The following is a 21,109-nucleotide window of genomic DNA, read 5'->3' as shown; positions in this document are numbered from 1 at the left end:
AGCCAAAGCTGAGGCGGTTATCGCCGTGGAGTGCGCCATAAAACGGGCCCCTCGCAGGGCCGCGGGGGAAGCTTAGTTGTCCCAGGCGTGAGGGGCGAACAGGTAGCCTTTGTTGCGAACGGTCTTAATCCGATAAGGCTCCGTGGCGTTGTCGAGCAGTTTTTTACGCAGGCGGGAGATGGCCACGTCGACGCTGCGATCCATCCCGTCGTAGGTGACACCGCGTAAATTTTTCAGCAGCGCGTCGCGGTCCATAATTTGCCCGGCATGGGTGGCCAACTCCCACAGCAGATCGAAATCGGCCGTCGACAATGCGACGCTTTCCCCGCCGAGCAGCACCTGACGGTTGACCGGGTCGATGGTCAGCGAACCAAAGGAGATGGTTTTATGTGGCGTGAGTGTTGAGGGGGTTCCGGCGCCCGCCGGAGCGATATGCTGGCGTAGATGCAGACGCAGTCGCGCGAGAAGTACCGCTGGCGGCGTGGTTTTCAGGATATAATCGCTGGCGCCCATCTCCAGGGAGAGGATATGGTTCATATCGCTGTCGAGCGAGGTCAGCAGGACAATGGGCCCTTGCCATTGCCCGCGCAGGTCGCGGCAGAGCGTCATCCCGTCTTTGCCGGGCAGCATAATGTCCAGCAGCACGAGGTCCGGTTTCTCCCGCGCGATCACGTCCTCTGCGCGGTCGCCGCGAGGCTCGACCACCACATCCATATCATGCTTGCCGAGATAGGCGGCGATCAGCGCCCCTACCTCAGGGTCATCCTCAACAAAAACGATTTTATTCATGTCTATTGCACATCAGTAAAAGAAGTAACATACACCGCGCGTATTTTACCCGCCATTACTCTTTTATAAACAGCGCTATTTCCGCTATGCTGCGCTAACTTGTTGATTCATTGTTAAGGCATACGGACATGGGGCTGTTAATCAAAGGGCTGCTGGGTGCGCTGGTGGTGGTGCTGATTGGCGTGCTGGCAAAAACGAAAAATTACGCTCTCGCCGGGCTGATCCCGCTGTTTCCTACCTTTGCGCTCATCGCCCACTATATCGTCGCCAGCGAGCGCGGTATTGAAGCCCTGCGCACCACTATCGTGTTCGGCATGTGGTCGATCGTTCCCTATTTTGTCTATTTGTTATCGCTGTGGTACTTCACCGGGATCATGCGCCTGCCGTTGGCACTGGCAGGCGCAGTGGGATGCTGGGGGCTATGCGCCTGGCTGTTAATTGTTGGCTGGAGCCGCTTCCACTAGCGCAGCGGGCGGCCGCCGTCGACGGCGAATGACCGGCCGGTGACATAGCGGCTGGTAAACAGGTAGTCGATAAGGTCGCTAATCTCTTTTTCGCCTGGGGCAATTTTCATCAGCGATTTATCCAGCGCCTGCTGACGATAGGCTTCGTCATCACTCTCATTAAATATGATCAGCGACGGGGCGATGGCGTTGACCTTGATCTCCGGCGCCAGCTTGCGGGCGAAGGAGCGGGTCATATTGTCCAGCGCGGCTTTGCTGGCGGCGTAGGCGATATGTTTATCGCTGCCGCGCTCCACGACGTAATCGGTAATATGGATGATATCACTGGCGGCATGGCCGTGGCCGCGCAGCAGATCCTCCAGTGCGTGGTTGAGCAGATAGGGGGCATGGACGTGGATCTGCATCATGCGGTTGATCACTGTGCTCAGCGCGACCCCCGGCTTCTCCGCCATCCAGTCGCTGGCGTTGTGGATGATGGCGCGCAGGCCGCTGGTATGCGATTTGACCGCTTCGGCGAAGGTGAGTATGCCGTCATCGCTACTGAAATCGGCCTGCAGACAGAGGGCGCCCGCGTCGCGCAGGCCCTCGATCGCCGGATAGGGCGTGCGATAGCTGACGATGACCGGCTGGTGTTGCAGCAGTAAATGGTGTGCCAGCGCGAGACCGATGCGGCGGCCTCCTCCTGTGATCAGAACCGGGCGGGGCTGTTGTTCAGCCATGGGTATCTCCTATGCGTTCTGCGGCAGGGCGACCGCTTACCCCACCAGCATCCACGTTGCCGGCACAGCGGCAACCAGCAATAAACCAATTAGCGCCAATTCGCGGCGTTTGAGCGAACGATCGTGCTGGTGCGTACGTCGAGCGTACAAAAAGACCAGAAGACCCGGAGCGTAAAGTACCACCGACAACAGTAAATGCACAGGTCCCGACGCGTATAATAACCATAAGCCATAAATGCAGGCGCCGATACCCACCGCTTTGTGCAGCGGGCGGGTGGCGATTTTCAGCAGAAAGGCGCCGACCAGCAGATAGGGGACGAGGATCATCTCTGAGGCGATGGTCAGCAGGGTGCCGTAGTCCGACCCGGTCAACCAGATCAGCACCAGCGATGCCTGAACGCTGATATTGGTCAGCCACAGCGAGGCGGACGGGGCATTATTGCTGTTCTGGCGGGCAAACAGGCGCGGGAAGGCTTTATGCGTGGCGGCCAGGAACGGCACTTCCGCAGCCATGATGGTCCAGCTCAGGTAGGCGCCACACACCGACACGATCAGGCCCGCCGCAATCACAATTTCTCCCCATGAGCCCATCATGTTGACCATCAGTCCCGCCATCGACGGGTTACGCATGCCGGCCAGTTCACTGCGCGGCACCACGCCCAGCGACAGCAGGGTGACCAGCAGATAAACCGCGAGGGCAGAGATGACCGCCAGCAGCGTTGCGCGACCGACATCGCGCTTGTGTCGGGCGCGGGCGGAAACCACGACGGCACCTTCCACGCCGATAAACACCCACAGGGTGATCAGCATGGTGTTTTTAACCTGCTCCCAAACGGGGATACCCAGTGCCAGCCCACGGAAATCGAGGCGAAACGTATCCAGTTGGAAGGCCAGGGCGGCGAGCGCGATAAACGCGCCCAGCGGCAGGAGTTTGGCGAGGGTGGCCACCAGATTAATCCCCGCCGCCGTCTGCACGCCGCGCAGAACCAGAAAATGGACAACCCACAGCAGAACTGAAGCGCCAGCGATAGACTGCCAGGTGTTGCCATCGCCAAACAGGCGCAGCTCAGGGGTATCGGTGAAGAAACTGAGCGCCGAAAAGACGATCACCAGATAGGAGACGTTGGCGATCACCGCACAGAGCCAATATCCCCAGGCGGAACAGAAGCCAATCAGCTCACCGAACCCTTCGCGGGCGTAGGTGAAGATCCCGCCGTCGAGGTCGGGGCGAATTCGGGTTAACAGCAGCATGGCGAAGGCGAGGAACAGGATCCCGACGCCGGTGATGGCCCAGCCGATAAGCAAAGCGGAGGGGCTGGCTACGGCAGCCATATTTTGCGGCAAACTGAATACGCCAGCGCCGAGCATTGAGCTAAGGACCAGGGCGGTCAGGGCGCTCAGGCCCAGTTTCTTTTCCATTGCATTCCCGAGGTGAAAATGGCTGTTCCAGAATATTTATTTTGCGAAATCGCATAAAAATGGAGGATTGCGCTAAGGCGCGGGATTTTACGGAGTGTCCGGGAGCCATGCAATGGCGGGGGATGAAAAAAAATGAAAAGGCGGCATTGCGCCGCCTTTTTAGCCAGTCAGCAGTGATTATTTGTACAAATCGGCGCTGATGGTGATGTTGCCGCCGCGTTCCTGCCACTGGCGGGTAATGTGATAGTACTTCGCCCCTTTCTTCGCCGCGCGTTTCGCCGTCTGATAGGAGATTTCGGTCATGTTGCCGTAGTTGCCGGTGAACTGGATATTATCAAACGGCACCATTTGCGCTGCGGTCACTTTGTTCACTTCTTCGACTTTGGTGCCGTCCGGCAGCGTGACAGTGTAACGCCCGCCTTTAGACGACTGGGTCTCGAAGAAACGACCGACGCCAGTGCCTGACCCTACAGCCGCAGTGGTGGCGACGCCCGGGATTTCCACAGTTTTCGCCGCTTCGCCGCCTTTGGCCAGCGCTGCGCGACCGGCGTCAGAGTCCGCCGGAATGGCGTCAGGGCTCTGCAGTACGCGTTTCTCAGCATCTTTTTTATAGATATAAGCGGTAATGCGCTGGTTGCCACCCTGGTTGGCATCCACCTGGCGCACGATAAAGAACGCATAGGCGCCTTTCGCTTTTGCCGCTTTGGTGATGGCATCGTTCACTTCCGGCTGACTGCGATAGAAGCCCTGAACGGTGACGGTGTCGTAAGGCATTAGCGCAACAGCCTGATCTTTCGGCAGTTCTACCACACCATTGATGATGCGATTTTTCGGCGTATCCGCTTGCGGTGCGTTGTCTTTATAGAGGTCAGCCGTGACGCGCCAGTTGCCGCCATTGCCGTAGTCCGACGTGTCGACAACATAGAATGAGGCCGCGCCGTCTTTGTCGGCTTTGCGCGATACCGCCTGTACCGCGTCGCCAATGGCATTAAACCGGCCGGTGACGACAACGCGATCGTAGGGCTTCAGCGCAGCCGCCTGCTCCGGGGTCAACTCGGTCGCTGCATGGGCAGACAACGTGGCGGTTGTCAGGAGAGCAGACGCCAGGAGGGTGTTTTTAAGCTTCATAAAAATAATCCTTTGCCTTGCGCAAACCATATACTGGTGTTGTTGTTGACTGAAAACGTTTGATTATTGCATTTAATCGTTGTGACTGTCTGCGTCATTTTTTGCTTGCCGCCCGAATCGTATACTACGGAAAGATAACATTTTTCGATATGTTGAAAAAACAGCCGCTTGAGCAGCAAAAACGATAATCGATACCACTTTTATTAGTTAACGTAATGTTAATACAATGATCTCAATGGCGATAAATGGCGTTTTATACCACTGGATAAGCGGATTATCAGGCCTGAGTGAGAAATTCAGGTAAATATTGCTGCCCGGAACCATCTGTGCTGACAATAAGCAATAAAATCAAAATTTCTGTTTTATCGCTGTAGATCACAATCGCTATTTTCAGTAGGTTATAAAAAGTTTGTTACTGTTTCATTTTGCAGACAGCGGAAGATGGCGAGGAAGATTTCGCCGTCTTGTCGTTGTTGGTCAGAAAAGTAAACCATCATCAAAAACCGATGGAAGGGAAAACTATGCGTATTGGTGTACCACAAGAGAGGCTAGCCCAGGAGACCCGGGCCGCCGCCACGCCGAAGACCGTTGAGCAATTGCTTAAACTCGGCTTTAGCGTCGCGGTAGAAAGCGGTGCCGGGAAACTGGCCAGCTTTGACGATGCAGCCTTTACCCAGGCAGGGGCTGAGATCGTCACGGGCAACGAGGTGTGGCAGTCTGACGTCATCCTCAAGGTCAATGCCCCAAATGACGACGAAATTGCGCTGCTGAATCCGGGAACTACGCTGATAAGTTTTATCTGGCCTGCGCAAAACCCGCAGCTGATGGAAAAACTGGCGGCCCGTAATATCAACGTGATGGCGATGGATTCGGTGCCGCGTATTTCTCGCGCCCAGTCGCTGGATGCGCTCAGCTCAATGGCGAATATCGCCGGCTATCGCGCAATCGTTGAGGCGGCTCATGAATTCGGCCGTTTCTTTACCGGGCAGATTACGGCGGCAGGCAAAGTTCCGCCCGCGAAGGTGATGGTCATCGGCGCCGGGGTGGCCGGTCTGGCTGCGATTGGCGCCGCCAACAGCCTGGGCGCTATCGTCCGCGCCTTCGATACCCGTCCGGAAGTGAAGGAGCAGGTGCAGAGTATGGGCGCCGAGTTCCTCGAGCTGGACTTTAAAGAGGAAGCCGGCAGCGGCGACGGCTACGCCAAGGTGATGTCTGAGGCCTTTATTAAGGCCGAAATGGCGCTCTTCGCCGCCCAGGCGAAAGATGTCGATATCATCGTCACCACGGCGTTAATTCCGGGTAAACCGGCGCCGAAGCTGATCACCCGCGAGATGGTCGACTCCATGAAGTCGGGCAGCGTGGTGGTCGACCTCGCTTCGCAAAATGGCGGCAACTGTGAGTACACCGTGCCCGGCGAAGTGGTCACCACCGCCAACGGCGTGAAAATTATCGGTTACACCGACCTGCCGGGCCGTCTGCCGACCCAGTCCTCCCAGCTCTATGGCACCAACCTGGTCAACCTGCTGAAGCTGCTGTGCAAAGAGAAAGATGGCAACATTGTTATCGATTTCGATGACGTGGTGGTGCGCGGCGTGACCGTGGTGCGTGAAGGCGAAATCACCTGGCCGGCGCCGCCGATTCAGGTCTCCGCTCAGCCGCAGGCTGCGGCGAAAAAAGTCGAAGCGCCGAAAGAAGCGGCAAAACCGGTGTCCCCATGGCGTAAATATGCCCTGATAGCGCTGGCGATTATCCTCTTCGGCTGGCTGGCCAACGTCGCGCCAAAAGAGTTCCTTGGCCATTTCACCGTCTTCGCGCTGGCCTGCGTAGTGGGTTACTACGTGGTATGGAACGTCTCCCATGCGCTGCATACGCCGCTGATGTCGGTGACGAACGCAATTTCGGGCATTATTGTTGTTGGTGCGTTGTTGCAGATAGGCCACGGGGGCTGGGTCAGCTTCCTGAGCTTTATCGCGGTACTGATCGCCAGCATTAATATTTTCGGTGGTTTTACCGTGACTCAGCGCATGCTGAAAATGTTTCGCAAAGGATAAGGGGTAGCACATGTCTGGTGGATTAGTTACAGCTGCATACATTGTTGCCGCAATCCTGTTTATTTTCAGCCTGGCGGGTCTTTCGAAACACGAAACGTCGCAGCAGGGCAACTATTTCGGCATCGCCGGGATGGCCATCGCCCTGATCGCCACTATTCTGGGGCCGGACGCCGGCAACGTCGGTTGGATCATCCTCGCGATGGTGATCGGCGGAGCGATCGGTATTCGTCTGGCGAAGAAGGTCGAGATGACCGAGATGCCGGAGCTGGTGGCTATCCTGCACAGCTTCGTGGGCCTGGCGGCGGTGCTGGTTGGTTTTAACAGCTACCTGCAGCATGAAACCGGGATGGAGCAGATTTTGGTCAATATCCATTTGACCGAAGTATTCCTCGGCATCTTCATCGGTGCAGTCACCTTCACCGGTTCGGTGGTGGCCTTCGGTAAACTGCGCGGCAAAATTTCCTCGAAGCCGCTGATGCTGCCCAATCGCCATAAGCTGAACCTGGCGGCGCTGGTGGTCTCCTTCGTACTGATGGTGATTTTTGTTCGCGCCGACAGCACCGGCACCCAGGTCCTGTGCCTGCTGGTGATGACCGCGATCGCGCTGGCCTTCGGCTGGCACCTGGTGGCTTCTATCGGCGGCGCGGACATGCCGGTGGTGGTTTCCATGCTGAACTCCTACTCGGGTTGGGCGGCAGCGGCAGCGGGCTTTATGCTGAGCAATGACCTGCTGATCGTCACCGGCGCGCTGGTGGGTTCTTCCGGTGCCATCCTCTCTTACATTATGTGTAAGGCGATGAACCGCTCCTTTATCAGCGTGATTGCCGGCGGTTTCGGCACCGATGGTTCTTCCAGCGGCGGCGATGAAGAAGTGGGCGAGCATCGCGAGATTAGCGCGGAAGAGACGGCGGAGATGCTGAAAAACTCCCAGTCGGTGATCATCACCCCCGGCTATGGTATGGCGGTGGCTCAGGCGCAGTATCCGGTGGCAGAAATTACCGAGAAGCTGCGGGCGCGGGGTATCAAAGTACGCTTTGGTATTCACCCGGTAGCCGGGCGTCTGCCGGGGCATATGAACGTGCTGCTGGCGGAAGCCAAAGTGCCTTACGACATCGTGCTGGAGATGGATGAGATCAACGACGATTTCAGCGATACCGACACCGTGCTGGTGATTGGCGCCAACGACACTGTCAACCCGGCGGCGCAGGACGATCCGAAGAGTCCTATCGCGGGTATGCCAGTGCTGGAAGTCTGGAAAGCGCAGAACGTGGTGGTCTTTAAGCGTTCGATGAACACTGGCTACGCCGGCGTACAGAACCCGCTGTTCTTCAAAGAGAACACCCATATGCTGTTTGGGGATGCGAAAGCCAGCGTCGATGCGATCCTGAAAGCGCTGTAATGTAGCACGCTTGTTTTACAACGTTTGTTTATAAGCCGTCTCCTGTGAGACGGCTTTTTTATATACGGCGCAGTGCCTGGAATTGTTCATAAAATAAGCGGCAAGAGGTGATATAATGTCCCGGTTATTACATCAGACAGAGGATATTATGGATACCGAGTTAACCCCAACGCAGATGGCCATCGAATTCTTACGCCGCGACACTACCGTCATGACCCCAGCGCAGTATCTGAAAAAGCTGAAACTGCTGGAGCTGGAGTTTGCTGACCTGATGGCGCTCTCATCGCTGGAGCTGAAAGAAGAGATCGATCTGGCCTGGCGTCTGGGTATCCACTAAGCCATTCTCGCTGGACAGTGACAGGGGCCGCCAGCGGCCCTTTTTTTGTGCCTGACTGGCAGCAAGCAAAAAAATCCCCCGCGAGGCGGGGGAAGGTGAGCGGTACGAGAAGAGGGTTAATCGTCGTCGTCGTCGTCCAGTTCCACCGGCGTCTGGTAGGCCTCCGGTTTGAGTACCAGCAGGTCGCAGCGCAGATGGTCGACCACCTGTTCCGCCGTATTGCCGAGGAACGCTGCTGACAGGCCGGTACGTCCGACCGTTCCCAGCACCACGATCCCCGCCTGCAGATGCTCGGCGAGATCCGGGATCACCTCCTCAGGCAGTCCTTTTTCCACGTGGGTGAATTTCTCATCGATGCCAAACTTCTGCCGCAGCGCTTTCATCGCCAGCAGGTGCTGACCGCGAATGGCGTCGTTGTAGACGCTGGGATCAAAATCCGGTAGCTCAATCGCGATATTGATGGGGGTCACCGGATAGGCGCCGATGAGATGTACTTCGGTATGGTTGACTTCTTTCGCCAGCGACAGCGTCTCCCGAACCAGCTTTTCGTTCAGGGTATTGTGATAATTCTCTTCGCTGGCAAGGTTGACCGCGACCAGCGCTTTACCACCTTCCGGCCACGGTTGGTCTTTCACCATCCACACCGGGCACGGGCACTTACGCAGCAGATGCCAGTCGGTCGGGGTGAAGATCACCGCCTCCAGTTTGTCGTGCTGGTGGGCCATCTTCAACAGCAAATCGTGTTTCTCGCTAATGACTTCCTGAATAATGGCTTCGAAGGGGCGGTTGTGCCACACCACTTTCACGTCAATCGGCACACCCGATTCAATATAGAATTTCGCCTGCTCGCGGATCCAGGCCGTACGTTGGGCAATAACGCCCTGGCGCATCGCCGTGCGTTCGTCCGGCGACAGCAGGGTGGTCATTTCATAAGAAAAATCATAGATCGGCAAAAAGGCTTTGATGCGTCCACCAATCCGTTGGTGCAGGTACACCGCGCGCCTAAGTGCCGGCTGGTCGTCCTGGTTAGGATCGATTACTACCAGCATGCTCTGATACTTCGCCATACAGGGTCTCCTTACAACTGCAGCTACCGTCAGTTACTAAAAAGATAACCTATATGGATGAATTGAAACAGGGGAGGAGCCTGGTCAGATCAACAAATCTTAAAAAATTGCCGATCGTGACCAGGTGGTGCGCAGAGATTAAGCGACGTTACGCGCCTGACCGGCCAGCTGGGCCAGCAGATCGCTGTTTTCAATGGTGATGTATTTGCCTTTCACCGCCAGCATGCCGCTTTTCTGGAAACGCCCCAGCAGACGGCTGATGGTTTCGACAGTGAGGCCGAGATAGTTGCCAATGTCGCCGCGGGTCATGGTCAGGCGGAACTCACGCGGTGAGAAACCGCGCTGGGCGAAACGACGAGAGAGGTTATAGATAAACGCAGCCAGACGCTCTTCGGCATTCTTTTTGGAAAGCAGCAGGATCATATCCTGGTCGCCTTTAATCTCACCGCTCATCAGGCGCATCATCTGCTGACGCAGATTGGGCATTTTTCCGGAAAGATCGTCAAGGGTTTCGAAGGGGATCTCGCAAACCATCGAGGTTTCCAGCGCCTGTGCAAAGCTCGGGTGCAGACCGGTGCCGATAGCGTCGAAGCCCACCAGATCGCCCGCCAGATGGAAGCCGGTGATCTGCTCATCACCCTGCTCGGTGATGGTGTAGCTTTTGATGGTCCCGGAGCGAATAGCATACAACGACTTCAGCTCATCACCGGCTTTGAACAAGGTTTGACCTTTCTGGATAGGCTTTTTCCGCTCGATAATATTATCCAGCTGATCAAGCTCATGCTCGTTCAGAGTAAAGGGGATGCAGAGCTGGCTGATACTGCAATCCTGACAATGGATAGCACAACCGCCAGACTGAATGCGTCGAATAATTCGCTTCTCAGGGATCATATGTCTGCTCAGGCCTTAATTGATATTGGTCAATTTTAACATCTTTTTGATCAGCAGGTAAGTCTTCAGACCCGGAAACACGTAATATCAGCAGGGTAAATCAAAACGGATAAATATCTATTTGATTAACAATAGATTATTTCGCTATGTTTGATTGTAAAATTACCTGAAGATTCCAGAAAAGGCATTTTCAGTCAAAGTAAAAGATACCCTTCATGGCGCAATAACCACTCTTTTCGCTGCACGCCGCCGGCATAGCCGGTCAGGGTGCCGTTACGCCCGATGACCCGATGGCAGGGCACCACGATACTCACCGGATTGGCGCCATTGGCGGCCCCCACGGCGCGAGCGGCGCCGGGGCGTCCGAGCGCCTCGGCTAGCTGGCCATAGTGCATCACCTGGCCACAGGGGATATCGCGTAACGCCTGCCAGACCTGACGCTGGAAAGGGGTGCCGGCGGTGGCGGTAGGCAGGGTATCGATAATCGCCAGATCGCCGGCGAAATAGTCGTTCAGCTTACTGCTGAGACCGCCTGGATTGCGGCAGTCGACGCGCTGATAACCTTCCCGGCGATAGTGAACGTCGAGCAGGGTTTCCATCCGATCGCGGTGCTCGTCCCACTCAACGGCGCGCAAATTAAACTGTTCGTCGCAAAGTACCCACAGCGGCCCCAGCGGGGTATCCATTTTATCCTGCAGCAAGGTCAACATCGTTTCTGTCATCCACCATCGTACATGAGGGGCACACGATACCACGCGCTGACGACAGTCAACTATACTCCCAAAAGATAAAGCCGCATCACGGGCTGGCGCTCTGCGTAAGCCACAATGATTTATTTTTGGATCGATCCCGGCGGGTTATCGGGCATGGTTTTTGCTACTTTTTAACTGACGATGCCGGTGCTTCACGCGCCCGGTAGGGTGCCGACGCCTCAGCGCGGCGCGGTTAATCACTCAGAGGTGGAGCTATGCAATTTATACTGACTGGCGTACTGGTATTGATCATCAGCGGCTTAGCGATCCACGGTCTGACCCTGGTGTTTGAAAGGGTGTATAAAGCGCTTTTCTACAAATTCGCCAGTGCGGATCATGCTGCCAGCAAAGTGAAAACGAAGGGGGCGCGTTAACGTTATGCGGCCGTCCCTGGCCTGCAAGCGGGTTAAGGAAGACGCGGATAGATGCCCGGGCCGATCGGCAGTCCCACCAGATACCAGCCCACCAGCAACAGCAGCCAGACGGCAAGAAAAATCAGCGGGTAAGGGAGCACCAGCGAGTAGTAGGTGCCGAGGCGGGCATCCGGCCGGTAGCGCTGTAGGAAGCCGAGAAACAGCGGCACAAACGGCGACACCGGCGCCAGCGGCAGCACCGATGAATCGGCGATGCGAAAGAGGATCTGCGCAAATGCCGGGTGAAAGCCCAGCAGCATAAACATCGGCACGAAGATCGGCGCCAGAATCGACCAGATGGCCGAGCCGCTGGCGATAAACATACACAGAAAAGCCGACAACAGTGCGAGTCCGACAAACGCCGGGACGCCGTTCATCCCTGCGCTCTCCAGCAGGTCCGTCAGACCGACGGCCATAAACTTGCCCATGTTGCTCCAGTTGAACATCGCCACGAACTGCGCCAGCGGGAAGACCATCACGATAAACCCGGCCATCTCTTTCATCGGCTCAATCATCAGCTGCGGCAGGTCGGCCTGGCGGCGAATTTTGCCGGTGGCGATGCCGTATGCCAGCGACACGACAAAGAAGAAAAAGATAATCAGCGGCACAATGCCTTTGATAAACGGCGAGGGCATGACCGTATGTTGAACCGGGTCGCGAAGTATACCGTTCTCGGGGACCACCATCAGGGCGATGACCGCCACGAATACCAGCGTTGCCACGCCGGCGATGCGCAGGCCGAAACGCTCCTCGGGCGTCAGCGTCTGCAGCTTTTCATCACGACTGCCTTGCCACTGACCCAGCCGCGGTTCAACCAGCTTATCGGTGATCAATCCGCCGACGAGCGTCAGAACGATCACCGAGGTCGCCATAAAGTACCAGTTGTCGATCACGCTGACGTGCAAAGTGGCATCGATGGATTTTGCCGCCTCGGTGCTGATCCCCGAGAGCAGTACGTCGGTGGTGACAATCAGTAAATTGGCGGTAAAGCCGCAGCCCACACCAGCAATCGCCGCCAACAGGCCGGCGACAGGATGCCGACCGACGGCGAGGAACATCAGTGCGCCCAGCGGCGGCATAATTACCAGCGCCGCGTCAGAAGAGATATGGCTGAAGAAGGCGATAAACAGCACCATATAGCTGGCATATCGGGCGCTGACGTGAGAGGCCATCTTCACCATCAGCGCGGGTAACAGGCCCACCCGCTCGGCGAAGCCGGCGCCCAGCACCAGGGCGAGGATCGCCCCCAGCGGCGCGAAACCGCTGAAGTTTTTAATGACGTTGGGCAAAAACCAGTGCAACCCTTCCACGCTGAGCAGATTTTTGACCACCACCCGTGAACCATCCGTAGGGTTCTGCACCCCGACGTTGAAGGCGGAAAGTATCGCCGTGGCCGCGATCAGCGCCACAATAAGATAGATAAACAGCAAAAACGGGTGCGGGACTTTGTTACCGATCTTCTCTACCCAGCCATAGCGCTTTCCGCCGGGGGAAGACGACGGTATGGATGACATACTCATGGGCGTTCCTCTGTTGTCGTTGTTGTGTTGGGCAGGCCTGCTCCCGTACTGCCGGCGGTTATTATGGTCGGTGCGTGCCGCGATGCCGGTCAGCGTTGGCCAGGAGTAGCCTGTCTTAAGTGGTTATCGTAAAACGGACGGACTTACCTCCGCCGGGATCGGGCAACGATAGGGGCGTTCGGCCAGTACCTGCCTGAGTTCTTGCTGGCTGGCCGCCAGCAGGGCGCTATCGCTGAATAAACGGATCGCGGTCGCCGCGAGCACTTTCCCCGCCAGCAACATCCCTTTATGGGCGATGGTGGTTCTGCCCTGGCTCACCAGTTGCCAGCTGTGCAGCGGGGTTCCCACCGCGAAGCACGGGCTGAAGCACTGGGCCACCGGCGCTTTCCAGCTGACATCGCCGACGTCGGTGGAGCCGGCGAGGACGTTATCCGTGGCCGCCCACGGCGCCACCTCATCAATCAGTAGCGTGTCGCGGTGGCGACTCGCGAACGTTTTCCCTTCCTCCCCACTGGTGCCGGCAATATTGTTCAGGCTGTTGTTAATATCGTTGGCGCTGAGGGTGGCGCGGATCGCGGCGGCAAAGGCGCGCTCCTCGTCGCTCCAGTCGGGGGTACCGTAATGACAGACCGCCTGATACATCGCCGCCTCAAGCGTGCGGTTGGGGAGATAGCTGGAGCAGGCTTTTTCAAAGCGGCAGCTGACCTGAGTCTCGGTCATCAGCGCGGCCCCCTGAGCAATCTTCTCGATGCGGGCGAAGATCTGCTCCGCGTCGGCCATCTCCGGCGCGCGGATCAGATACAGCACTTCCGCCTGAGCCTGCACCACGTTGGGCGAGACACCGCCGGTATCGGTAATGGCATAATGGACCCGCGCCTTCTCGATGATATGTTCATTGAGGAAGTTGCTGCCGGTGGTCATCAGGGTGACGGCATCCAGCGCGCTCCGGCCCAGGTGCGGCGAATTCGCAGCGTGGGCGGCGGTGCCGGTAAAACGCCATGCCGCCTGAATATTGGCGAGGGTGCGGGTGCTGAACATCCCGGCCCAGGCTTCCGGATGCCAGGTCAGCGCCGCATCGACATCATCAAACAACCCTTCGCGCACCATAAAGGTTTTTCCCGATCCGCCTTCCTCGCCGGGACAACCATAGAAGCGCAGCGTGCCCGCGCCGCCGTGCTGCTGCAGCCAGGCTTTGGCGGCAACCGCCGCGGCGAATGCCGCCGTACCGAGCAGATTGTGCCCACAGCCGTGGCCGTTGGCTCCCGGCGTCAACGACATTGGCTCCGCGCAATGGGCCTGCTGGCTGAGACCCGCCAGCGCGTCATATTCGCCCAGCAGGGCAATGACCGGTTGGCCTTCGCCGACGCTGGCGATAAAGGCGTTAGGGATCCCACCCGCATCGCGAGTGAGCTGGAAACCTTCCGCTTCCAGGGCGTCCGCCAGGCGTTGGGCGGACCAGAACTCCTCAAAGCGGGTCTCCGGGTGATCCCAGATGTCATCGGCGATGGCACAGTATGCCTCGCGTCGCGTCTCAATCACTTCATCCACAAACGCAAAAATGGATCCCATCACACCCCCCGCTGCCAGGGAAAGTTAAGCGCGATGCGCGCCAGGGTTTCTACCGCTATCACCATGACGCTCTCGTCGAAGTCAAATCTCTCGTTGTGGTGACCGGCGCTCAGTTCGGTGCCGAAGATCATGTACGAGGCGAGGCCGCCGCGCGCCTGGACCCGGGCCATCATCAGGGTGGCGTCTTCCGAGCCCGCCGGGGCGGCGATGCGATCCACCGCCTGTTGCACGCCGGGCACCCGGGCGGCCTGTTCGCGCAGATAGTCCACCCACGCCGGCGACGGTGCGCTGGCGGTCGCTGCGCCCATCATGCGCAGTTCATAGCGGGCTTCGTACATCGCCGCCGCCCCGGCGACGACATGCTGCGCCCGCTCGAACACGTACTGGTTAATGGCTTCGCTTTCGCCGCGGGTTTCCACTTTTAACAGCGCGGAAGAGGGCACCACGTTGCGCCCGGTACCGGCCTGCATCACCCCGACGTTGACCCGCGAGGCGCCGGCGCTGTGCGGCGGGATGGCATGCAGGCCAAGAGCGGCCTGGGCGGCGGCCAGCAGCGCGTTGCGCCCATCCTCAGGCTTGCCGCCGGCATGGGCGGCCACGCCGCTAAACTGCACGTCGAATTTAGTGGTGGCCATAAAGTTGTCGCCGCCGCACACCACGGTGCCCACCGGCACGCCGGTCCCGATATGGATCGCCGTAAAGTAGTCCACGTCATCCACCACGCCGGCGGCCACCATCGCCCGGGCGCCGCGGGTGCCCTCTTCAGCGGGCTGGAAAATCAGTTTGATCACCCCGTTGAGCTGCGCGGCATACTGCTTCAGGACATGCGCCAGGCCCAGTCCGATGGCGGTATGGCCGTCATGGCCGCAGGCGTGCATCATGCCGGCGTTGCAGGAGGCGAAATGGTCGCGATGGGGGCGGTGGCTGTCGTCGTGCTGTTCGTTGAGGTCAAGGGCATCCATATCGACGCGGAAAGCCAGTGTTGGGCCGGGCCGCCCGGTGTCGAGTGTGGCGACCACGCCGGCGAAACCGCCTTCAAACGCCGGTAACCAGCGTTCCGGCGCCCCCTGTTCGCGGGCGCGTTCGAAAGCCTGGGCCAGGGCCTCCTCGTCCGGCAGACCCATCCGGCTATCGGCATCGATGACGTCGCGCCCCAGCGCCAGCTGATAGCCGAGACCGTCGAGGATCTCCGCCACCTTGCTGGCGGTGCGGAATTCCAGCCAGCCGGATTCCGCGTGCAGGTGAAAATCACGACGCCATTCAGTCATGGCCGGCGCCAGCTGGTGGAGGTATTCATCAAGTTGCGGCATAGCTCATCCTGTCATAAGTAAAAAATGTGACGGTGTTCACGATGTGATAGCTTTTGTTTATCACTTGCGTTTTACAGGCCGTATCCCACTTAACCTGCCACAGACTGATGGATTACAGTAGATGTGATTTTCTTCTGTCTGATAAACAATGGTTATCACCTAAAGCATGGCATTTCAGATTAAATTTCATCATATCCGCGCCTTCGTCGAAGTGGCCCGGGAAGGGAGTATTCGCGGCGCCAGCCGGGCGCTGGCGGTCTCGCAGCCGGCCCTGACCAAAGCGATTAAAGAGCTGGAGGAGGGGCTTTCCGCCCAGCTGTTCGTGCGCCGCAGTCAGGGGGTGGCGCTGACCGAAAACGGCGAAAGCTTTTACCAACATGCGAGCTTGATCCTTGAAGAGCTGCGGGCGGCGCAGGACGAACTGCTGCAGCGCCAGGGCGAGCAGGCCGGGCAAATTAATATTGGCCTTGGTGCCAGCGTCGCCCGGTCGCTGATGCCGTCGGTGATCTGCCGCTTTCATCAGCAGCATCCGCAGGTGAAGGTGCGGATCATGGAGGGCCAACTATTGGCGATGATCAATGAGCTGCGCCAGGGAGAGCTGGATTTCACCATCAATACCTATTACCCCGGGCCGTACGACCATGAGTTCAGCTTTGAGAAACTGTTTGAGAAACCGTTCGCGGTGTTCGCCCGCGCGGGACATCCGGCGGCGCAGGCCACCTCGCTGGGGGAGTTGATGGATCACCACTGGACCATGCCGACGCCGCGCGGCAGCTACTTTAAACAGCTGCAGGACCGGCTTAATCAGGCCGGGCTGGCGCCTAAGGTGGATATTGTTTGCGAAACCTTCTCGTCGTGCATTAGCCTGGTGGTGAAAAGTGATTTTCTCAGCATCCTGCCGGTGGAGCTCGGCAACGATCCGCTGATGGCGGACAAGCTGGTGATGATCCCTGTCCGCGACGTCTTGCCGACGGCCGCCTATTTTCTGATCCAGCGGCGCGACACCCGGCAGACGCCATTAACGGCGTCGTTAATCACGCTGTTTCGCCGCCAGAGCCGACAATTGTTTCCTTAATCGCCCGTCGCGCTCACTTTGCCAGCGAACGCGGCTAAACGCGTTGAGGGGCGCGCGCGGGGCGGCTATAGTAGCTGGCGACAGCCGCTGGAGGAGAGCCCATGAACCTTGATGACAAATCCCTGTTTCTTGACGCCATGGAAGATGTCCAGCCTCTGAAACGTAACAATGACGTGCACTGGCATCCCGGGCGCAACAGCCGGGCCCCGCAGCGCGTCGATACCCTGCAACTGGATAATTTTCTCACCACCGGCTATCTCGATATCGTGCCGCTCGCCACGCCGCTGGAGTTTAAGCGTGAAGGGCTGCAGAGCGGCGTGCTGGATAAGCTGCGCCGAGGGAAATACAGCCAGCAGGCGAGCCTCTCCCTGCTGCGCCAGCCGGTGGAGCAATGTCGGCAGATGCTCTTCGCTTTTATGGTGCAGGCGCAGAAAGAGGGGTTACGCAATGTGCTGATCGTTCACGGCAAAGGCCGCGACGACCAGTCCCACGCCAATATTATCCGCAGCTATCTGGCGCGCTGGCTGGAAGAGCTGCCGGAGGTGCAGGCCTTCTGCACCGCGCTTCCACATCATGGCGGTAGCGGCGCCTGCTATGTCGCGCTGCGTAAATCGGCCGAGGCGAAGCAGGAGACCTGGGAGCAGCACGCCAAGCGCAGTCGTTAGCGCAGAAGCAGCGTCAGCTCGCGGGCGGCTTTTTGCAGCTCCGGCAGCACGCGATCGATCATCTCGCGGGCCGACATCTGGCCCGCATGCACCCCGACGTTCAGCGCCGCCTGGACCTGCCCCTGAGCGTTAAACAGCGGTACCGCGAGGGAGCGCAGGCCCATCTCCAGTTCCTGATCGTTGAGGGCATACCCCTGCTGGTGAATCCGTTTCAGTTCGGTGCGTAGCTTCGCCACCGAATCCACCGTCTGCGGGGTGTAGCGGATCATGGTCACCCGAGCCAGCATATCGTTGAGCTTCTCCTCCGGCTGATGGCTGAGCAGCACCCGGCCCATCGAGGTCGCCCAGGCCGGAAGGCGGCTGCCAATATCCAGGTCGATGGTCATAATCCGCGAGCTGGAGGCGCGGGCGATATACAGAATATCGTCCCCGTCGAGGGTGGCGATGGAGCAGGACTCATTGAGCATTTCGCTCAGATGTCGCAGCACCGGCTGCGCCGAACGCGCCAGTGGCGTCGAGGCCAGCCAGGCGTGGCCCAGCGCCAGGATCCGCGGTCGCAGCTGGAAATTCTTACCGTCTTCGGCATACACGAACCCCAGCTTGCTCAGGGTATACAGGCAGCGGCGCACCGCCGCGCGCGGAATGCCGGTCTTCTGGCTGATCTGCGAGATAGACAACAGGGGCCGCTGCGGTGTGAACGCCTGAATCACCTCCAGACCCCGCGCCAGGGAGGCCATAAAGTTAGGATCGCCTTTAAACGGATCGCCGTCGCCGGTCAGTAAATCGTCTGGATGCTTGTCCATTTCTGTTCCCCATATTTGCCATCGATCACATTCTTTCGCTAAAGATAACCGATGTTCGATTATCGCACCATATTTCGATTATCGCCCTTGACCGACATCGTTAAGCGGGTCACATTTTGTGCGAACAACGAATAAAAGTGCGATTACCGCACATCACTGGAGCGACCTGATGATTGATAAAAGCGTATCGACGCTGAGCGAGGCCATCGCCGGGATCCACGACGGGGCGACTATTATGATCGGCGGCTTTGGTCCCGCCGGCCAGCCGACCTTTCTGATTGACGCCCTGATTGACCAGGGTGCCCGCGACCTGACCATCATTAATAACAATGCCGGCAACGGGGAAGTGGGTCTCGCGGCGCTGCTCAAGGCCGGGCGAGTACGCAAGATGATCTGCTCCTTCCCGCGCCAGGTGGATTCCCAGATTTTCGATGACCTCTATCGCCGCGGCAAAGTGGAGCTGGAGCTGGTGCCGCAGGGTAACCTCGCGGCGCGGATCCAGGCGGCTGGCGCCGGGCTGGGGGCAGTGTTTACCCCCACCGGCTACGGCACACCGCTGGCGGAAGGCAAGGAGACGCGGGAAATCGACGGTCGTCACTATGTGCTGGAGTATCCGATCAAAGCCGATTTCGCGCTGATTAAGGCCCATCAGGGCGACCGCTGGGGCAACCTAGTCTATCGCAAGGCGGCGCGCAACTTTGGCCCGATCATGGCGACGGCGGCGAAAACCACCATCGTTGAAGTCTCGCAGCTGGTGCCGCTGGGCGACCTCGACCCGGAAACTATCATCACCCCCGGCATTTTCGTCCAGCGTGTCTTCTCGCTGGAAAACCTGACTGCCGCACAACGCGCCTGAGGAGCCCGAGATGCAAAAACTGACCCGTGACGAAATGGCCCAGCGCGTGGCCCGAGATATTCCCGAAGGCGCTTACGTCAACCTCGGTATCGGCCTGCCGACCCGCATTGCCAATTACCTTCCCGCCGACAAAGAGGTGTTCCTGCACAGCGAAAACGGCCTGTTGGGGATGGGGCCGAAACCGCAGCCCGGGGAAGAAGATCCCGAGCTGATCAATGCCGGCAAAGAGTATGTCACCCTCCTGCAGGGGGGCTGCTATTTCCACCACGGCGACTCCTTCGCCATGATGCGCGGCGGCCATCTCGATATCTGCGTGCTGGGGGCCTATCAGGTTTCCGCCAGCGGCGACCTTGCCAACTGGAGCACCGGTGCGCCGGATGCGATCCCGGCCGTTGGCGGGGCGATGGATCTGGCCATCGGCGCCCGCCAGGTTTTCGTGATGATGGACCACCTGACCCGTGACGGCGAGTGCAAGCTGGTGGAGCAGTGCAGCTACCCGCTGACCGGCGTCGGCTGCGTCAGCCGGATCTATACCGACCTGGCGGTGATCGACATCACCGACCGCGGCCCGGTGGTACGTGAAATCTTTAACGGTCTCTCTTTTGAAGAGCTGCAGCGCATCACTCCGGTGGCGCTGACCTTTGAACAACTGGCGGAAAGCGCGTAAGGAACCTATGATGAATCAGGCATTTATCTGTGATGCGGTGCGTACACCCTTTGGCCGTTTTGGTGGTACCCTGGCGACGATGCGCGCCGACGACCTCGCGGCGTTGCCATTAAAAGCCCTGCTGGCGCGTAACCCGGGACTGGATCCCTCGCGCATTGACGATGTGATCTTTGGCTGCGCCAACCAGGCAGGGGAAGATAACCGCAACGTGGCGCGGATGGCGCTGCTGCTGGCCGGGCTGCCGGAGAGCGTGCCCGGGAGCACCATCAACCGCCTGTGCGGTTCCAGCCTCGATGCGATCGGCGTCGCGTCGCGAGCCATTAAAAGCGGCGAGACGCAGCTGATGATCGCTGGCGGCGTGGAGAGCATGTCCCGCGCGCCGTTTGTGATGGGTAAAGCGGAGAGCGCCTTTAGCCGCAGCATGCAGATGGAGGATACCACCATCGGCTGGCGCTTTATTAACCCGCAAATGAAAGCCCTGTACGGCGTGCATTCCATGCCGGAGACGGCGGAAAACGTCGCCGATGAGTTTGCCATTTCCCGTGCCGATCAGGACGCGTTCGCCTTACGCAGTCAACTGCGTACCGCCGCGGCGCAGGAGGCGGGGCGTTTCGCCGATGAGCTGATTGCCGTCCAGGTGCCGCAGCGCAAAGGCGAGCCGCTGCTGTTTAGCCGCGATGAGCACCCGCGCAGTACCTCGCTGGAGGCGCTGGCTAAACTGCGCGGCGTGGTGCGCGCCGACGGCAGCGTCACCGCCGGTAACGCCTCCGGTGTTAACGACGGCGCCTGTGCGCTGCTGCTGGCCAGCGAGACGGCGCTGGCGGCTCACGATCTTCAACCGCTGGCCCGGGTGGTCGGCGTGGCGACGGCGGGTGTTGCGCCGCGGATCATGGGCTTTGGCCCGGCGCCCGCGGTGCGTAAGGTGCTGGCGCAGACCGGCCTGACATTAGCCCAGATGGATGTCATCGAGCTGAATGAAGCCTTCGCCGCTCAGGCACTGGCGGTGACCCGTGATTTGGGCTTACCGGATGATGCCGCCCACGTTAACCCTAACGGCGGGGCGATCGCGCTGGGCCACCCGCTCGGCGCCTCCGGCGGCCGGCTGGCGATGACCGCGGCTTATCAGCTGAAACGGACCGGCGGCCGCTACGCCCTGTGCACCATGTGCATCGGCGTCGGACAGGGGATTGCCCTGATTATTGAACGTGTTTAAGG

General features: G+C 58.9%; 21 protein-coding genes. 10 read left to right on the top strand and 11 right to left on the bottom strand.

Annotated features, from left to right (window positions below; genetic code table 11):
* Positions 1–72: 72 nt before the first annotated feature.
* On the bottom strand, positions 73–789 hold the full coding sequence (gene rstA, locus CWM61_RS05135) for a two-component system response regulator RstA (RefSeq protein WP_061154741.1): 717 nt from the start codon (positions 787–789) through the stop codon (positions 73–75).
* Between the two features lie 128 nt (positions 790–917).
* Between rstA and CWM61_RS05130 the strand changes: the two genes are divergently transcribed.
* Positions 918–1,253 (top strand): GlpM family protein, encoded by a 336-nt coding sequence (locus tag CWM61_RS05130; protein WP_061154740.1) that lies wholly within the window; start codon positions 918–920, stop codon positions 1,251–1,253.
* Here the strand turns inward: CWM61_RS05130 and folM are convergent.
* The 3 genes from folM to ydgH all read right to left on the bottom strand — a co-directional run bounded on the left by folM (position 1,250) and on the right by ydgH (position 4,519).
* Positions 1,250–1,972 carry a dihydromonapterin reductase gene (gene folM / locus CWM61_RS05125; RefSeq protein ID WP_100630831.1) on the bottom strand — a complete coding sequence of 241 codons (723 nt, stop codon included), beginning with the start codon at positions 1,970–1,972 and terminating at the stop codon, positions 1,250–1,252. The genes CWM61_RS05130 and folM overlap by 4 nt on opposite strands.
* Positions 1,973–2,008: 36 nt before the next feature.
* Positions 2,009–3,391 (bottom strand): amino acid permease, encoded by a 1,383-nt coding sequence (locus CWM61_RS05120; protein WP_061154738.1) that lies wholly within the window; start codon positions 3,389–3,391, stop codon positions 2,009–2,011.
* 177 nt (positions 3,392–3,568) lie between these two features.
* Complete coding sequence (gene ydgH / locus CWM61_RS05110; RefSeq protein ID WP_061154737.1) at positions 3,569–4,519, bottom strand: DUF1471 family protein YdgH; 951 nt, start codon at positions 4,517–4,519, stop codon at positions 3,569–3,571.
* Positions 4,520–5,040: 521 nt separating this feature from the next.
* On the opposite strand from ydgH, the gene pntA reads away from it, so the two are divergent.
* The 3 genes from pntA to CWM61_RS05090 all read left to right on the top strand — a co-directional run bounded on the left by pntA (position 5,041) and on the right by CWM61_RS05090 (position 8,306).
* Positions 5,041–6,570 carry a Re/Si-specific NAD(P)(+) transhydrogenase subunit alpha gene (gene pntA, locus CWM61_RS05100; protein ID WP_023340072.1) on the top strand — a complete coding sequence of 510 codons (1,530 nt, stop codon included), beginning with the start codon at positions 5,041–5,043 and terminating at the stop codon, positions 6,568–6,570.
* 10 nt (positions 6,571–6,580) lie between these two features.
* A complete protein-coding gene (gene pntB, locus CWM61_RS05095) occupies positions 6,581–7,969 on the top strand; it encodes a Re/Si-specific NAD(P)(+) transhydrogenase subunit beta (RefSeq protein WP_012541888.1) in 1,389 nt (462 codons plus the stop codon).
* Positions 7,970–8,117: 148 nt separating this feature from the next.
* Positions 8,118–8,306, top strand: a complete 189-nt coding sequence (locus tag CWM61_RS05090; RefSeq protein ID WP_004887037.1) for a YdiH family protein — start codon at positions 8,118–8,120, stop codon at positions 8,304–8,306.
* A gap of 116 nt (positions 8,307–8,422) precedes the next feature.
* On the opposite strand, the gene uspE is transcribed toward CWM61_RS05090, so the two are convergent.
* The 3 genes from uspE to ogt form a co-directional block, all read right to left on the bottom strand.
* Positions 8,423–9,373, bottom strand: coding sequence for a universal stress protein UspE (uspE, locus tag CWM61_RS05085; protein WP_061154735.1), 951 nt, complete (start codon positions 9,371–9,373; stop codon positions 8,423–8,425).
* A 138-nt stretch (positions 9,374–9,511) separates the two neighbouring features.
* Positions 9,512–10,264, bottom strand: a complete 753-nt coding sequence (fnr, locus tag CWM61_RS05080; RefSeq protein WP_002903394.1) for a fumarate/nitrate reduction transcriptional regulator Fnr — start codon at positions 10,262–10,264, stop codon at positions 9,512–9,514.
* Between the two features lie 194 nt (positions 10,265–10,458).
* The gene (ogt, locus tag CWM61_RS05075) at positions 10,459–10,974 is read right to left on the bottom strand and encodes a methylated-DNA--[protein]-cysteine S-methyltransferase (protein ID WP_023297535.1); all 516 of its coding nucleotides are present in this window, start codon (positions 10,972–10,974) and stop codon (positions 10,459–10,461) included.
* Between the two features lie 257 nt (positions 10,975–11,231).
* On the opposite strand from ogt, the gene CWM61_RS05070 reads away from it, so the two are divergent.
* Positions 11,232–11,390 (top strand): phosphatidate cytidylyltransferase, encoded by a 159-nt coding sequence (locus CWM61_RS05070; RefSeq protein ID WP_100630830.1) that lies wholly within the window; start codon positions 11,232–11,234, stop codon positions 11,388–11,390.
* Positions 11,391–11,422: 32 nt separating this feature from the next.
* On the opposite strand, the gene abgT is transcribed toward CWM61_RS05070, so the two are convergent.
* The 3 genes from abgT to CWM61_RS05055 all read right to left on the bottom strand — a co-directional run bounded on the left by abgT (position 11,423) and on the right by CWM61_RS05055 (position 15,828).
* Positions 11,423–12,949 carry a p-aminobenzoyl-glutamate transporter gene (abgT, locus tag CWM61_RS05065; protein ID WP_100630829.1) on the bottom strand — a complete coding sequence of 509 codons (1,527 nt, stop codon included), beginning with the start codon at positions 12,947–12,949 and terminating at the stop codon, positions 11,423–11,425.
* Between the two features lie 123 nt (positions 12,950–13,072).
* Entirely contained in the window at positions 13,073–14,518 is a 1,446-nt protein-coding gene (locus CWM61_RS05060; RefSeq protein ID WP_100630828.1) for a M20 family metallopeptidase, read from the bottom strand.
* Positions 14,518–15,828 (bottom strand): M20 family metallo-hydrolase, encoded by a 1,311-nt coding sequence (locus CWM61_RS05055; protein ID WP_074385970.1) that lies wholly within the window; start codon positions 15,826–15,828, stop codon positions 14,518–14,520. Before CWM61_RS05055 ends, CWM61_RS05060 begins: the two co-directional genes overlap by 1 nt.
* Before the next feature lie 166 nt (positions 15,829–15,994).
* Between CWM61_RS05055 and CWM61_RS05050 the strand changes: the two genes are divergently transcribed.
* Complete coding sequence (locus tag CWM61_RS05050) at positions 15,995–16,903, top strand: LysR family transcriptional regulator (RefSeq protein WP_061154730.1); 909 nt, start codon at positions 15,995–15,997, stop codon at positions 16,901–16,903.
* Between the two features lie 101 nt (positions 16,904–17,004).
* Positions 17,005–17,568: a DNA endonuclease SmrA gene (gene smrA / locus CWM61_RS05045; protein ID WP_100630827.1), complete on the top strand. Its 564-nt coding sequence runs from the start codon at positions 17,005–17,007 to the stop codon at positions 17,566–17,568.
* Here smrA and CWM61_RS05040 read toward each other — a convergent pair.
* Positions 17,565–18,371: an IclR family transcriptional regulator C-terminal domain-containing protein gene (locus CWM61_RS05040; RefSeq protein WP_061154728.1), complete on the bottom strand. Its 807-nt coding sequence runs from the start codon at positions 18,369–18,371 to the stop codon at positions 17,565–17,567. The genes smrA and CWM61_RS05040 overlap by 4 nt on opposite strands.
* Before the next feature lie 169 nt (positions 18,372–18,540).
* On the opposite strand from CWM61_RS05040, the gene CWM61_RS05035 reads away from it, so the two are divergent.
* The 3 genes from CWM61_RS05035 to pcaF are packed head-to-tail and all read left to right on the top strand — an operon-like array spanning position 18,541 to position 21,107.
* Complete coding sequence (locus tag CWM61_RS05035; RefSeq protein ID WP_032754259.1) at positions 18,541–19,227, top strand: 3-oxoacid CoA-transferase subunit A; 687 nt, start codon at positions 18,541–18,543, stop codon at positions 19,225–19,227.
* Positions 19,228–19,237: 10 nt separating this feature from the next.
* On the top strand, positions 19,238–19,894 hold the full coding sequence (locus CWM61_RS05030) for a 3-oxoacid CoA-transferase subunit B (protein ID WP_061154726.1): 657 nt from the start codon (positions 19,238–19,240) through the stop codon (positions 19,892–19,894).
* Positions 19,895–19,904: 10 nt separating this feature from the next.
* Entirely contained in the window at positions 19,905–21,107 is a 1,203-nt protein-coding gene (pcaF, locus tag CWM61_RS05025) for a 3-oxoadipyl-CoA thiolase (protein WP_074385967.1), read from the top strand.
* Positions 21,108–21,109: the final 2 nt, after the last annotated feature.

Origin of the sequence: Klebsiella sp. K-Nf6, assembly GCF_002806655.1 — a bacterium.
GTDB classification, from domain to species: Bacteria; Pseudomonadota; Gammaproteobacteria; order Enterobacterales; family Enterobacteriaceae; genus Klebsiella; species Klebsiella variicola.
This window is presented reverse-complemented; position numbering and strand designations above follow the sequence as displayed.